Origin of the sequence: Pseudomonas sp. I2, from assembly GCF_040984075.1 — a bacterium.
Lineage (GTDB): Bacteria > Pseudomonadota > Gammaproteobacteria > Pseudomonadales > Pseudomonadaceae > Aquipseudomonas > Aquipseudomonas guariconensis_B.
On sequence record NZ_JBCGFQ010000007.1, the window covers coordinates 1 to 13,393 of the forward strand.

Sequence of the window (13,393 nt, forward strand, 5' to 3'; positions counted from 1 at the left end):
GCAAGCCGGCTCTCACAGGTTGTGCGCAAGGCCGAGGCATGAACGACAACGGCGCCCCTGTGGGAGCGGGCTTGCCCGCGAACACCGGCGAAGCCGGTGCCATCCACCGCGTCACCTGCTTCGCCGGCAAGCCGGCTCTCACAGGTTGTGCGCAAGGCCGAGGCATGAACGACAACGGCGCCCCTGTGGGAGCGGGCTTGCCCGCGAACACCGGCGAAGCCGGTGCCATCCACCGCGTCACCTGCTTCGCCGGTAAGCCGGCTCTCACAGGTTGTGCGCAAGGCCGAGGCATGAACGACAACGGCGCCCAAAAGGCGCCGTTGTCGTTTGCGTCGGTTCGCTCAGTAAACGCCACCACCTGTACTGCCGAACGCTGGCGTTTCCTTGAACTTGCCCGCCAGCTCCCGCAGGCCGCGCATCAGCACGGTGGTGTCGACGCCGACCGCGACGAAGGCCGCACCCAGCTCGATATAGCGCCGGGCCAGCTTCTCGTCCGCGCTGAGGATCCCGGCCGCCTTGCCAGCCTTGACGATGCGCACGATGGCATCTTCGATGGCCGCCTGCACTTCAGGATGCCCCGGGTTGCCACGATGGCCCATGGCTGCGCTGAGGTCGGCCGGGCCGATGAACACGCCATCGACCCCGTCGACCGCGACGATCTCGTCCAGGTTGGCCAGGCCTTCTGTGTTCTCGATCTGCACCAGCAGGCACATCTGCTCGTCGGCATGGTCGAGGTAGCCGGCGATGCTGTTCCAGCGCGAGGCTCGTGCCAGTGCGCTGCCCACACCACGGATGCCCGTGGGTGGGTAATGCACGGCCCTGACCAGCTGGCGCGCCTGCTCGGCGCTTTCGACCATGGGCACCAGCAGGGTCTGCGCACCGATGTCCAGCACTTGCTTGAGCAGCGCAGTATCGCCGATCACCGGGCGGATCACCGGTTGGCTGGGGTAGGGCGCCACGGCCTGCAACTGCGCGAGCATGCCGCGCAGGTCGTTCGGTGCGTGCTCGCCGTCGATCAGCAGCCAGTCGAAACCGGCATTGGCGGCCAGTTCCGCACAGTAGGCGTCAGCCAGGCCGAGCCACAGGCCGATTTGTGCCTGGCCGCTGCGCAGGCGTTGCTTGAAGCTGTTGATGGGCATGTGCATGGCGGGCTCCTCAGACGAAACGGCAGGCAATCGAGCCGAGCATGTCGTAGTCGACGTGGAAGGTGTCACCGGGCCGCGCGGCGACCGGGCGGGTGAACGAGCCGCCGAGGATGACCTGGCCCGGCTGCAGGGTAACGTCATACGCTGCCAGCTTGTTGGCCAGCCAGGTGACGCCCTTGGCCGGGTGGTTGAGCACTGCGGCGCTGACCCCCGACTCTTCGATCACGCCGTTGCGGTAGAGCACCGCCGGTACCTTGCGCAGGTCGATCTCGGTGGGGCGCACGGCGCGCCCGCCCATGACCACGCCGGCGTTCGCCGCGTTGTCGGAAATGGTGTCGAACACCTTGCGGGTCGCCTGGGTCTGCGGGTCGACCTGCTGGATGCGCGCATCGATGATTTCCAGTGCCGGGATCACCCACTCGGTGGCGTCCAGCACATCGAACAGGGTCACGTCCGGGCCTTTGAGCGGCTTGCCGAGGATGAACGCCAGCTCGACCTCGACCCGCGGCACGATGAAGCGCTCGAAGGGAATGTCGCTGCCTTCGTCGAACAGCATGTCATCCAGCAGGGCACCGTAGTCAGGTTCGGTGATATTCGACGATACCTGCATGGCCCGCGAGGTCAGGCCGATCTTGTGGCCGACCAGGCGGCGGCCGGCGGCGATCTTCTTGGCGACCCAGGCACGCTGGATGGCGTAGGCATCTTCAATGGTGATGCCCGGTTGCTCCAGCGAGAACTGGCGAACCTGCTCGCGGGTGCGTTCGGCCTGGTCGAGGCGCTCGGCGGCCTGCTGGATGAAAGCGTTATCAAGCATGGTTGGAATCTCTTGGTTCAAGGATTGACGATGGCCGCCCGGGTGCGCAGCACCAGCAGGCCGCCAAGGGTGATGAAGATCGCCAGCAGGTACAGCGCGAGGCTGGCGCTTTGCGTGGTGTCGCGGACCCAGCCGATGAAATAGGGCGCGGCGAACGAAGCGATGCTGCCCAGCGAACTGATCAGGGCGATGCCGGCCGCCTGGGTGCGTGCGTTGAGGAAGGCCGGCGGCAACTGCCAGAACATCGGCAGCGCGGCGCTGGCGCCCATGCCCGCCAGGACCAGCCCGGCCAGTACCGGCCAGGGCTGCTGCGGCATCAACCCGGCGATGGCGATGCCGGCGGCGGCCATCAGCATGGGCACGCACAGGTGCCAGCGGCGCTCGCGCTGGCGGTCGCTGGAGCGCCCGCAGGCGAGCATGAACACACAGCCGGCCAGGTAGGGCAGGGCACTGAGCAGGCCGACGCTGGCGTCGCTGCCGATGCCAGCACCATGGATCAGGCTGGGCATCCAGAAGGCCAGGGTGTTGACCGCCAGCATGACCGCGCAGTACACCGCCACCAGCAGCCACACGGCCCGGCTGGCGATGATCCCGCCCAGGGAGGTCACCGACTTGCGCTGCTCCTCGGCGCCGAACTGGGCGCGCAGTGTCGCCTTCTGCCGCTCGTCGAGCCAACGCACCTGCTCGAAGCCTTCCGGCAGCGCGGCCAGCACCACCAGGCCCAGCAGTATCACGGGGGCGCCTTCGAGCAGGAACATCCACTGCCAGCCGCGCAGCCCGGCGGTGTCGTGCATGAAGGCCAGGATCGTTCCGGAAACCGGCCCGCCGATGACGCCGGCCAACGGCACGGCAACGGCGAACAGCGCGGTGACCTGGGCCCTGCGCCCGGCGGGGTACCAGCGGTTGAGGTAGACCAGGATGCCCGGGAAGAAGCCGGCCTCGGCTGCGCCCAGGGCGAAGCGCAACAGGTAGAAGGCGCTGCTGGTCTCGATCAGCAGCATGCTGGTCGACAGCGCGCCCCAGACCACCATCAGGGTGGCGATCCAGCGGCGTGGGCCGATGCGCTCGAGCACCAGGTTGCTGGGCACGCCGAACAACGCATAGGCGATGAAGAACAACCCGGCGCCCAGGCCGTAGACCGTGTCGGAGAACTGCAGGTCCTGGCTCATCTGCATCTTGGCGAAGCCGATGTTGATACGGTCGAGGTGGGCGAACAGGTAGCACACCAGCAGCAGCGGCATCAGCCGCCAGGTGACCGTGCGGTGGGTACTGTCGGCCAGTTCGGCTTGGGTCTTGGCAGGCGAGGCATGTTCGAGAGTGCTCATGTTCTTGTACTTGTTCTGTGATGAGGGGGCAACGGCCCGTCGGCAGGCGTCACGCCGGGCGGTTGAACAGGGGGTGCAAGGTGCTGTGCTTGGCGTCGTAGACCTGCTGGGTGCTCTCGTCGATTTGCAGGGTGATGCCGATCGGACGGCGTTGCAGCAGCCCGTCCAGGCGGCTCTTGAGCACCTGCAGCAGGCTGTCTCCGACACGTTCGTGAACCTCGGCGCGGCGGCCGCTGCCCATGCGCAGGTTGGCGTACAGGAAGCCGTAGTCGCCCTGACCGTCAGCCACCGCGCAATGGGCGGCAGGGTAGGCCAGCACGCGGGTGCCGCCGGTGGGGAATACCGCTTTGCCGGTTTCGTCGCGCTGTTCGAGCATGCTGTCGGCCAGGGCACGGCACAGCCCTGGAATGTCGGCTTCAGTTTCCAGGTCGGGGGTGTAGAGCAGAACCAGATGGGGCATGAAGGGCCTCCTCGTTGCAGAAGCGGCTGGCCGCCCGCCAGGGACGGCCAGGTGGGTCACAGGCGGCTGGTGGAAACCACCGCCGCCGGGTGGGCAGCCTGGGCCGGGGGAATGGCCGAGCCATCCTGGGGCGTGACCGGGAAGATCGCGTTGATCTGGCCGGTACCCGAAGAGCCGAAGTAAGGCGTCACCACCTCGGCCTTGCCGTCGTACCCGGACCAGCCCAGGGCGCCGAGCAGCATCGCGGTGTCGTGCATGAAGCCTTCGCCGTGCCCCTTGGCGGCGTACTCCGGGAGCATGCCGCAGAACGCCTCCCACTCGGCGTTCTCCCACATCGAGACCACGCGGTTGTCCAGCGTCTCGAGGAACGGGCTCCAGACCTTGGTGGCGAACTCCGGTGCCTGGCCGTTCTGGGCGAAGCGGTGCGACAACGAGCCACTGGCCAGGAAGGCCACGGTGCCGTCGTAGTGATCTTCCACCGCCTTGCGCATGGCCCAGCCGAGGCGGGCACTGTCGGCCAGGTAGTGCGAGGTGCACAGCGCCGAGACCGAGATCACCTTGAAGTGCTGGTCCTGGTTCATGTAGCGCATCGGTACCAGGGTGCCGTATTCCGGGCCGAGGGTGGTGGCGTGGTGGGCCATGGTCTCGACGTCGAAGCGGTTGCACGCCTCGGCCAGCAGTTGGCCGAGTTCGGTATTGCCGGGAAATGCGTAGGGCATGTTGCTGATGAAGTGCGGCAGCTCGTTGCTGGTGTACACGCCCTGGAAGTGCGGCGCGCACAGCACGTGGTAATTGGCGTTGACCAGCCAGTGGGTGTCGAACACGACGATGGTGTCCACGCCCAGTTCGCGGCAGCGGCGGCTGATCTCGTAATGCCCGTCGATGGCCGCCTGGCGAAAGCCCTGGCGCGGGCCTGGCAGCTCCGACAGGTACATGGAGGGAACATGAGTGATCTTGGCTGCGAGTGCCAGCTTGCCCATGGTGAAACTCCTTGTTGTTGTGTAGCCACCCGGCTGGCGACATTCGCCAGCCGGGTGGAGGAGGGGTCATACGCCCCAGCGAGGGATGTGGTGGCTGCCCATCGAGATGCACACGTTCTTGATCTCGGCGAACACTTCGAAGCTGTATTGTCCACCTTCACGCCCGGTGCCGGAGCCTTTGACGCCGCCGAACGGCTGGCGCAGGTCGCGCACGTTCTGGCTGTTGATGAACACCATGCCGGCTTCGATGCCACGGGCCAGGCGATGGGCCTTGCCGATGTCCTGGGTCCAGATGTACGAGGCCAGGCCGTACTCGGTGTCGTTGGCCAACTGCAGTGCTTCGGCTTCGTCCTTGAACGGAATCAGGCAGACCACCGGCCCGAAGATTTCCTCCTGGGCGATGCGCATCTTGTTGTTGACGTCGGCGAACACGGTCGGCTGGATGAACTGCCCCTTGGCCAGGTGCGCCGGCAGGTTGGCCGGGCGCTCCAGGCCGCCGGCGACCAGGCGTGCACCTTCTTCGATGCCGATGCGGATGTAGCCGGTGACCTTGTCGTAGTGCTGCTGGGTGATCATCGAGCCGACTTGGGTCTTCGGGTCGGTCGGGTCGCCGACGATCAGGCGCTTGGCACGGGCGGCGAATTCGGCCACGAATTGGGGATACACGCTCTCCTGGATGAAGATACGGCTGCCGGCGGTGCACCGTTCGCCGTTGAGCGAGAAGATGGTGAACAGCGCCGCGTCCAGGGCGCGCTCAAGGTCGGCGTCCTCGAAGATCAGCACCGGCGACTTGCCGCCCAGCTCCATCGAGTACTTCTTCAGGCCCGCGCTCTGCATGATCTTGCGGCCGGTGGCGGTGCCGCCGGTGAAGGAGATGGCGCGTACGTCCGGGTGGCGTACCAGGGCGTCGCCCGCGGTGGCGCCATAGCCCTGGATCACGTTCAGCACACCGTTGGGGATGCCGGCTTCGACGGCCAGGCGGCCCAGTTCGTTGGCGGTCAGCGGCGACAACTCGCTCATCTTCAAGACTGCGGTGTTGCCCAGTGCCAGGCACGGTGCAGTCTTCCAGGTGGCGGTCATGAACGGCACGTTCCATGGCGACACCAGGCCGCATACCCCCACCGGCTGGTACAAGGTGTAGTTGAGCATCTGGTCGTCGACCGGGTAGGTGTGGCCGTCCATGCGCGTGCACACTTCGGCGAAGAAGTCGAAGTTGTGCGAGGCACGCGGGATCAGCACGTTCTTGGTCTGGTGGATCGGCAGGCCGGTGTCGAGGGTTTCCAGTTCGGCCAGTTTCGGCACGTTCTGTTCGATCAGCTCACCGAGCTTGCGCATCAGGCGGGCGCGTTCCTTGGCCGGGGTGTTGGCCCACTTCGGAAAGGCCTCTTTGGCCGCGGCCACGGCCTGGGCGACTTCCTCGGCGCCACCGCTGGCGACTTCGCCGATGGCCTCGCCGGTGGCCGGGTTGTAGTTGACGAAGGTGTCTTTGCTCTCGACCTCACGGCCGTTGATCCAGTGCTTGATCATGCTGCTCATGCCTTGTTGTTCTTGAAGAAGTCAGCCTCGCTGACGATGCGGTTGACCAGGCGGCCCACGCCTTCCACCTCCACCACCACTTCATCGCCCGGCACCACGTCGGCCAGGCCCTCCGGCGTGCCGGTGGCGATCATGTCGCCCGGCTGCAGGGTCATGAAGCTGGAGAAGTATTCGATCAGGTAGGGGATGTCGAAGATCATGTCGGCCGTGGTGCCTTCCTGCTTCAGTTCGCCGTTGATCCAGGTGCGCAGCTTCAGGGCGCTGACGTCCGGTACATCGGCCGCATCGACGATCCACGGGCCCACCGGGGTGGTGGCGTCACGGTTCTTCACCCGCAGGTTGGGGCGGTAGTAGTTCTCCAGGTAGTCGCGGATGGCGTAGTCGTTGCACACCGTGTAGCCGGCGACGTAGTCCAGGGCGTTTTCGCGCTTGACGTTCTTGGCCGCCTTGCCGATGACCGCGACCAGCTCGCACTCGTAGTGCATGTATTGGACGTTGTCCGGGCGCCAGGTGACCTGGTTGTGACCGGTGTAGGTGCCTGACGACTTGATGAAGGCCAGCGGTTCGGTCGGCGGGGTGAAGGCCAGCTCACGGGCGTGGTCGGCGTAGTTCAGGCCCAGGGCGAACATGCTGCCGGTGGCCGGTGGCAGCCACTCGACCTGGTCTTCGCCAAGCCGCCGGCCATCGACCAGGCGTACGGCGTTGTCGTCCTCGACCGTGACGGCATGGACGCTGCCTTCATAACGGATACGTGCGTGCTTCATGCTGGTTCCCCCGACTCGGCAACGATGGTGTTCGCCAGGCGGCCAAGGCCGGTGATCTCGACCTCGACGTGATCGCCCGGGTGGACGTCGACGCGCCCCTCCGGGGTTCCGGTGATCAGCACATCCCCCGCGTGCAGGGTCATGAATTCGCTGAGTTCGGCGATCAGTTGTGGAATACGGCGAACCAGGTTGGCGGTGGTGTTTTCCTGGACGACCACGCCGTTGACGTAGAGCTTCAGGGTCAGCTGGTGCGGATCGGCGATCGCCGCTGTCGGGACCAGTTGCGGGCCGATCGCGCAGAAGCCGTCGCGGCACTTGGCCTTGACCGCCGGGCGGTAGTAGCTGTCTTCCGGCAGGCTGTATTCATTGACGATGGTGTAGCCGAGCACATGGTCCAGCGCATCGTCCGCGCTCACCCGGCTGGCATCCTTGCCGATCACCACGCCCAGCGCCGGGCCTGGCTGCAGGCGCTCGACACCCGATGGGTAGATCACATCCGCACCATGGGCGTTGCGCGTGTTCGGTGTCTTGATGAACAGCACCGGTTTGACCGGCGCTTGCTTGTAGGGCGGCTGTTCGAACTCAGCCAGACGCTGCTGCAGCAGACCGTTGTAGTTCAGCGCTACGCCGAACAAGGTGCCGTTCGCAACGTCATGCAACGCATGGCTCATGCTTTTCTCCTGGCGGTGCTGGGCAACAGGTGCTCTCCAGCGATATCGTTAATGTGTTAACTTTATAATTAAGATGTTAACGAACGTCAAGATTCCATCCTGTGGCATCTGCCGTGCGGCGGGTGCACCATGGAAGCTGGTCAATTCGGTCAAGCGATTAGCGAGCAAGCAGTGATGAGCGATCGGCACCCCATTCCGAACATCAACATCGGCCAGGTCTACGACCAGCGCTACAGCGACAGCGAGGTGCATTACGATCGGCTCGGCAACCTGGCCGGCTTTTTCGGGCGCAACATGCCGGTGCATCGCCACGACCGGTTTTTCCAGGTGCATTACGTCAAGTCCGGCACGGTGCGGGTCTACCTGGACGACCAGCAGTTCATCGAGTCGGGGCCGATGTTCTTCCTCACGCCGCCCACGGTGACCCATTCCTTCGTCACCGAGCCCGACAGCGACGGGCATGTGCTGACGGTGCGCCAGCAACTGGTATGGCAACTGATCGAGGCGGATGCCAGCCTGCTGCCGGCGGGGGTGCACGTGCGCCCGGCCTGCGTGGCGCTGGCCAAGGTACCGGCGGCGGACCAGGCCGAGGCACGGCGCCTGGAGCACTGGCTGGAAGCGCTCAGCGACGAGTTCGCCAGCCCCCATCCGGGGCGTGAGGCGGCGCTGCAGTCGCTGACCCGGTTGATCATGATCAGCCTGCTGCGGCTGTGCCCCAACTCGCGGGAGTCGACCCCGGCCAGGCACGAAGACCTGAAGATCTTCCACCGTTTCAATGCACTGATCGAGGCGCACTACCTCGAGCACTGGCCGCTGGCGCGCTATGCGCAGCAGATCGGGGTGACCGAGGCGCGGCTCAACGATATCTGCCGGCGCATCGCCGACTTGCCTTCCAAGCGGCTGGTGCTGGAGCGGCTGATGCAGGAGGCCAGGCGCCTGCTGCTGTTTTCCAGCAGTTCGGTGAACGAAATCTGCTACCAGCTCGGCTTCAAGGACCCGGCCTACTTCAGCCGTTTCTTCAACCGGTATGCGAAGCTCACGCCCGGCGAGTACCGGCAGCGGCAGTCGCACCTGCAGTGAAATGGCCATGTAGGTCCACCCGGAGCGCTGTAGTTGTTTGCAGAGGATGCTCGCACCTTGCCGGGTCGCCTTGAATGGGTTTTCCGTGGAACAGATTGCACTTTCCATGGGGCTCATGGCGGTTGCCCGATGCCCCCGCGTAGCTACTGGATAACAATTAAAATGTTAACGACATTTGGATAAATGTTAAGATGTTATCGTTATTTTCCAGCCAACCCCTCCTGGAGTGCCGATGTTGCCCAACCCCAGTCGCCTGATCGTTCTACTGGCTGCCCTGGTAGCGTTCGCCCCCTTGTCGATCGACACCTACCTGCCGAGTTTGCCGGCCATCGCCGATGACCTCGCTGCCAGCGCTACCCATGTGCAACTGACAATCGGCGTGTTCCTGGCCGGGCTGTGCCTGGGCATGCTGTTCCATGGCCCGTGTTCCGACCGTTTCGGCCGCAGGCCGGTGTTGCTGTGCGGGATGCTGCTGTACCTGGGCGCGACCATCGGCTGCATGCTGGCGGGCAGCGTCAACGAGCTGATCGCCTGGCGCTTCCTGCAGGCACTCGGCGGGGCCGCCGCTTCGGTGCTGGCCAGGACCATCGTGCGGGACATCTTCTCGCTCAACGAGGCGGCCAGGACCCTGTCGCTGATGCACCTGGTGACGATGGTCGCCACGCTGGTGGCCCCTTTGGCCGGCAGCTTCCTGATGCTGGTGCACGGCTGGCGAACGATCTTCGCCGGGCTGTTCTGCTTCGCCGCGATCTGCCTGGCCGCCAGCGCGTGGAGCATTCCCGAGACCCATCCCGCCGACAGACGGGCAGGCTCCCTGGGTGTGGCCCTCGCTGGCTACTGGCACATCGCGCGAAACCCGCAGGCGCTGGCGTTCATCCTGTGCATGGGGCTGTCGTTCGGCGGCATGTTCGCCTTCATCACCGCATCGCCGTACGTCTACATCGAATATTTCGGGGTATCGACGCACCTGTATGGCTGGCTGTTCGCCCTGAACATCGCCGGGGTGATCGTGGTGACCACGCTCAACGCCCGCCTGGTGAGCCGGCTTGGCCCGTTGTCGATGCTCGGTGTCGGTGCGGCGATCGCCAGCGTGGCGGCGCTGGGGCTGGGCATCTTCGGGGCTGCGGGTGTGCTCGGCCTGAGCGAGATCGTGGTGCTGGTGGTGCTGTATGTGAGCGTCACCGGCCTGATGGGGGCGAACTGCGTGGCGAGGCTGTTGAAGCTGTTCCCCGGCAATGCCGGCGCCGCCGCCAGCCTGGCCGTCTCGACCCAGTTCGCCATGGGCGCTGCGTTCAGTGCGCTGGTGGGCAGTCTGGCCGATGGCTCGCCGCAGCCGATGTGCCTGGTTATCGCCGGCGCCGGGGCAGGGGCTGCGTTGTGCTACCTGTGGCTCAGACGGCGGGCGAAGTTGCTCGGCGAGGCGCCGGTTCCACGACCTTGCGACGACCGCGCCAGCCTGTAGAGGCGCTCAGGGGCGCCCGTCACCAGTCGTGCCCCTGGCCCAGCGACTACAAGGCGTGGTGACGGAGCTCCAGCAGCTTGTACGGCCAAGTTTGTATTCATGTCCAAGCCACATAAGGTAGCCTTCTCAACTTGACATGGAGGAAAAAGTGCAAAACAGGTATGGAAAACTCGCTTCCTGGATTTATCACCTGGATAAACCCATCGGTCACTCCTTCGGTGATCTGGAATACTATCGGCAGCGTCTGGCTGGGTGTGATGGTCCCATCCTGGAACCTGCGGTCGGCAATGGCCGGATCCTCATCCCGATGCTCGAGATGGGCCTGGTCATCGAAGGTTTCGACGCATCACAAGACATGCTCGACTACTGTCGGCAGGAATGCCTGAGTCGGGGTCTTCTCCCTACGCTGACATGCCAGACATTCGAGCAATTCAGCTACGACCGACGCTTCGCGGCCATCATCATGCCGGCGGGATCGTTTCAGTTGATTACGCAGACCGCCTCGGCAATGGCCGTGCTCACGCGCTTTCGGGATCATCTGCTGCCCGGTGGAAGGCTGATCCTGGACATTGATCCCATCGAAAGCATCGTTGCACAGGCGAGCCCCGTGCGCAGTTGGGCAGTGGGAGGTGGCGATCTACTCACGATGACCTGCCATCGGGCCGAGATCGATTACGTCAAACAAACGACCCTTTCGCATCTGCACTACCAACACTGGCGAGATAGCACGTTGCTGTCGGCAGAGCTTGATCTATTTCATTTGCGTTGGTGGGGTGTCGATGAGTTGGCATTCGCGTTGCGCGAAGCGGGTTTCGTGGATGTCGTGGTGTCGGGCGATTACCAGCATGGACGCCAACCCCGCAAGGGCGATCGGATCATCAGCTTCGAGGCGAGCCGCCCTGATGGATGAGTCGCTGGCCTAACACCGCATTCACCATTGCCCACTTTCGACCGAGGCTGTGTGAAAACTTCGACGGCGCTCAGGCTGGTTAAAAAACAGCGCGACACTGTGGGAGTGGCTTGCCGGAGTGCCGGACCATCGCGAAGCAGGCGCTGCGCTGGATGGCTCCGGCTGTGCCGGTGTTCGCGGCTCAAGCCCGCTCCCACAGCGGGCGCGCCGGCTTTTAGAGCTGGAGCAATGCCGCTGACTTTCGCTCACTACCACGCAGCCTTCTTCGGTCTCGAGGTGGGCGCAGGCGGTCGGGGCGGGGATGCGTGTCATGGGCGGCTCGGCGGCTGGCAAAAGAGGTACGGTAGCCAATGTCAGCGTTCAGTGCCTACCCCAGGGCGTCAGCCAATAGAGAATGAGCGCCTTGCCAGGCGTCGAAGCGGCCAGCTGCCGGCCTCGACGCCAGGGTGGGTGTCAGGCTTCGCGGTAGGTGCCTTTTTGCTTGGCGGCATGAATGGCCAGGGCGTCCATGAGCGCGGGCGACAGACAGTCGTAGGGCTCAAGGCCCAGCTCGCGCAGGCGCCCGCGGATCGCCTCCATCTGCGCCGGTGGCGTGCCGCTTTCGATCACCGAGGACACGAACGCGGCAAAACCCGGTGCAGACCAGCCGGTCTGCGGGGACAGCTCGGTATGCACGAAGTCGAGGCCGTAGAACGGGTGGCCGGTGTTCTCGATGCGGCCGAACAGGTGTGCGCCGCAATCGCGGCAGGCGTGGCGCTGGATCACCGCGTTCGGGTCCACCACCTGGAGCTTCTCGCCATGGGCCTGCACACTGACCTTGTCGCGTGGGACCACGGCCACCACCGAGAAGATCGCGCCTGCGGGCTTCCAGCACTTGGTGCAGCCACAGGCATGGTTGTGCAATGTTTGTGCGTTGACGGCGACTTGCACCTTGTCGGTCGGGCACAGGCACTGGAGGGTGCCACCGGCGAAACCGGGCTGCTCTGGTCGGATACCCTGGTCGATCGAGGGGTGTAGGTGTAGGGCGTTCATGGTACTGGTCCCTCCTGGTTCTGGCGTGATAGGCGTGGCCATGGACCACGCCCAGGGTGGTCAAGCGAAATGGATGACCGTGCGGATCGACTTGCCTTCGTGCATCAGGTCGAAGGCTGTGTTGATGTCTTCCAGCCCCATCGTGTGGGTGACGAAGGGCGCCAGCTCGATCTCGCCGCGCATGGCTTCCTCGACCATGCCGGGCAACTGGCTGCGCCCTTTGACCCCACCGAAGGCGGAGCCTCTCCAACTGCGGCCGGTGACCAGTTGGAACGGTCGGGTGGAGATCTCCTTCCCGGCACCAGCGACACCGATGACGATCGACTGACCCCAGCCACGGTGGGCCGACTCCAGGGCGGCCCGCATGACGTTGACGTTGCCGATGCACTCGAAGGTGTGGTCGATGCCCCAGCCGCTCATGTCCACGAGCACCTGCTGGATCGGCTTGTCATGGTCGTTGGGGTTGATGCAGTCGGTGGCGCCGAAGGCGCGCGCCAGCTCGAACTTGGCCGGGTTGGTGTCGATGGCGATGATGCGCCCGGCCTTGGCCTGGCGCGCTCCCTGGATCACGGCCAGGCCGATGCCGCCGAGACCGAACACGGCGACCGAGTCCCCCGGTTGCACCTTGGCGGTGTTGTGCACGGCGCCGATGCCGGTGGTGACACCGCAGCCCAGCAGGCAGACATGCTCATGGTTGGCATTGGGATTGATCTTGGCCAGCGAGACCTCGGCCACCACGGTGTACTCGCTGAAGGTCGAGCAGCCCATGTAGTGGAAGATCGGTTGCCCCTTGTAGGAGAAGCGTGTCGTGCCGTCCGGCATCAGGCCCTTGCCCTGGGTGGCGCGCACGGCTACGCACAGGTTGGTCTTGCCGGACTTGCAGAACAGGCATTCGCCGCATTCGGCGGTGTAGAGCGGTATGACATGGTCGCCGGACTCGAGGCTGGTGACGCCTTCGCCCACTTCCACCACCACGCCAGCGCCCTCGTGACCGAGCACGGCGGGGAACACACCCTCCGGGTCGTCGCCGGAGAGGGTGAACGCGTCGGTATGGCAGACGCCGGTATGGGAGATCCTCACCAATACCTCACCTTTGCGGGGCGGGGCTACGTCGATGTCCACGATTTCAAGCGGTTTGCCTGGCTCGAAGGCAACAGCGGCACGTGATTTCATGATGGGTCCTCGATGGGTTGCCTTACGCAGCGACGATTCAG

13 protein-coding genes are annotated in these 13,393 nt (G+C 64.9%); 3 read left to right on the forward strand and 10 right to left on the reverse strand.

Going from position 1 to position 13,393, the window contains the following annotated elements:
* Positions 1 to 341: 341 nt before the first annotated feature.
* The 8 genes from hpaI to WCE05_RS05290 form a co-directional block, all read right to left on the reverse strand.
* Positions 342 to 1,145, reverse strand: a complete 804-nt coding sequence (gene hpaI, locus WCE05_RS05255; RefSeq protein WP_368815540.1) for a 4-hydroxy-2-oxoheptanedioate aldolase — start codon at positions 1,143 to 1,145, stop codon at positions 342 to 344.
* A 10-nt stretch (positions 1,146 to 1,155) separates the two neighbouring features.
* Entirely contained in the window at positions 1,156 to 1,959 is an 804-nt protein-coding gene (hpaH, locus tag WCE05_RS05260) for a 2-oxo-hept-4-ene-1,7-dioate hydratase (protein ID WP_368815541.1), read from the reverse strand.
* Between the two features lie 17 nt (positions 1,960 to 1,976).
* Positions 1,977 to 3,284, reverse strand: a complete 1,308-nt coding sequence (locus WCE05_RS05265) for an MFS transporter (RefSeq protein ID WP_368815542.1) — start codon at positions 3,282 to 3,284, stop codon at positions 1,977 to 1,979.
* A 49-nt stretch (positions 3,285 to 3,333) separates the two neighbouring features.
* Positions 3,334 to 3,744: a 5-carboxymethyl-2-hydroxymuconate Delta-isomerase gene (locus WCE05_RS05270; RefSeq protein ID WP_225789004.1), complete on the reverse strand. Its 411-nt coding sequence runs from the start codon at positions 3,742 to 3,744 to the stop codon at positions 3,334 to 3,336.
* A gap of 56 nt (positions 3,745 to 3,800) precedes the next feature.
* Positions 3,801 to 4,724 (reverse strand): 3,4-dihydroxyphenylacetate 2,3-dioxygenase, encoded by a 924-nt coding sequence (gene hpaD, locus WCE05_RS05275; protein WP_225789005.1) that lies wholly within the window; start codon positions 4,722 to 4,724, stop codon positions 3,801 to 3,803.
* A 66-nt stretch (positions 4,725 to 4,790) separates the two neighbouring features.
* On the reverse strand, positions 4,791 to 6,251 hold the full coding sequence (hpaE, locus tag WCE05_RS05280) for a 5-carboxymethyl-2-hydroxymuconate semialdehyde dehydrogenase (RefSeq protein WP_253167876.1): 1,461 nt from the start codon (positions 6,249 to 6,251) through the stop codon (positions 4,791 to 4,793).
* Positions 6,252 to 6,256: 5 nt separating this feature from the next.
* Entirely contained in the window at positions 6,257 to 7,024 is a 768-nt protein-coding gene (locus WCE05_RS05285) for a fumarylacetoacetate hydrolase family protein (RefSeq protein WP_368815543.1), read from the reverse strand.
* Positions 7,021 to 7,695, reverse strand: coding sequence for a fumarylacetoacetate hydrolase family protein (locus tag WCE05_RS05290; protein WP_225789007.1), 675 nt, complete (start codon positions 7,693 to 7,695; stop codon positions 7,021 to 7,023). Before WCE05_RS05290 ends, WCE05_RS05285 begins: the two co-directional genes overlap by 4 nt.
* 174 nt (positions 7,696 to 7,869) lie before the next feature.
* Between WCE05_RS05290 and hpaA the strand changes: the two genes are divergently transcribed.
* The 3 genes from hpaA (at position 7,870) to WCE05_RS05305 (ending at position 11,147) form a co-directional block, all read left to right on the forward strand.
* On the forward strand, positions 7,870 to 8,775 hold the full coding sequence (gene hpaA / locus WCE05_RS05295) for a 4-hydroxyphenylacetate catabolism regulatory protein HpaA (RefSeq protein WP_253104468.1): 906 nt from the start codon (positions 7,870 to 7,872) through the stop codon (positions 8,773 to 8,775).
* A gap of 232 nt (positions 8,776 to 9,007) precedes the next feature.
* Positions 9,008 to 10,237 carry a Bcr/CflA family multidrug efflux MFS transporter gene (locus WCE05_RS05300; protein ID WP_368815544.1) on the forward strand — a complete coding sequence of 410 codons (1,230 nt, stop codon included), beginning with the start codon at positions 9,008 to 9,010 and terminating at the stop codon, positions 10,235 to 10,237.
* 136 nt (positions 10,238 to 10,373) lie between these two features.
* On the forward strand, positions 10,374 to 11,147 hold the full coding sequence (locus WCE05_RS05305) for a methyltransferase domain-containing protein (RefSeq protein ID WP_253104476.1): 774 nt from the start codon (positions 10,374 to 10,376) through the stop codon (positions 11,145 to 11,147).
* A 453-nt stretch (positions 11,148 to 11,600) separates the two neighbouring features.
* On the opposite strand, the gene gfa is transcribed toward WCE05_RS05305, so the two are convergent.
* Complete coding sequence (gfa, locus tag WCE05_RS05310) at positions 11,601 to 12,179, reverse strand: S-(hydroxymethyl)glutathione synthase (protein WP_368815545.1); 579 nt, start codon at positions 12,177 to 12,179, stop codon at positions 11,601 to 11,603.
* A gap of 60 nt (positions 12,180 to 12,239) precedes the next feature.
* On the reverse strand, positions 12,240 to 13,352 hold the full coding sequence (locus tag WCE05_RS05315) for an S-(hydroxymethyl)glutathione dehydrogenase/class III alcohol dehydrogenase (RefSeq protein ID WP_368815546.1): 1,113 nt from the start codon (positions 13,350 to 13,352) through the stop codon (positions 12,240 to 12,242).
* Between the last annotated feature and the right edge of the window lie 41 nt (positions 13,353 to 13,393).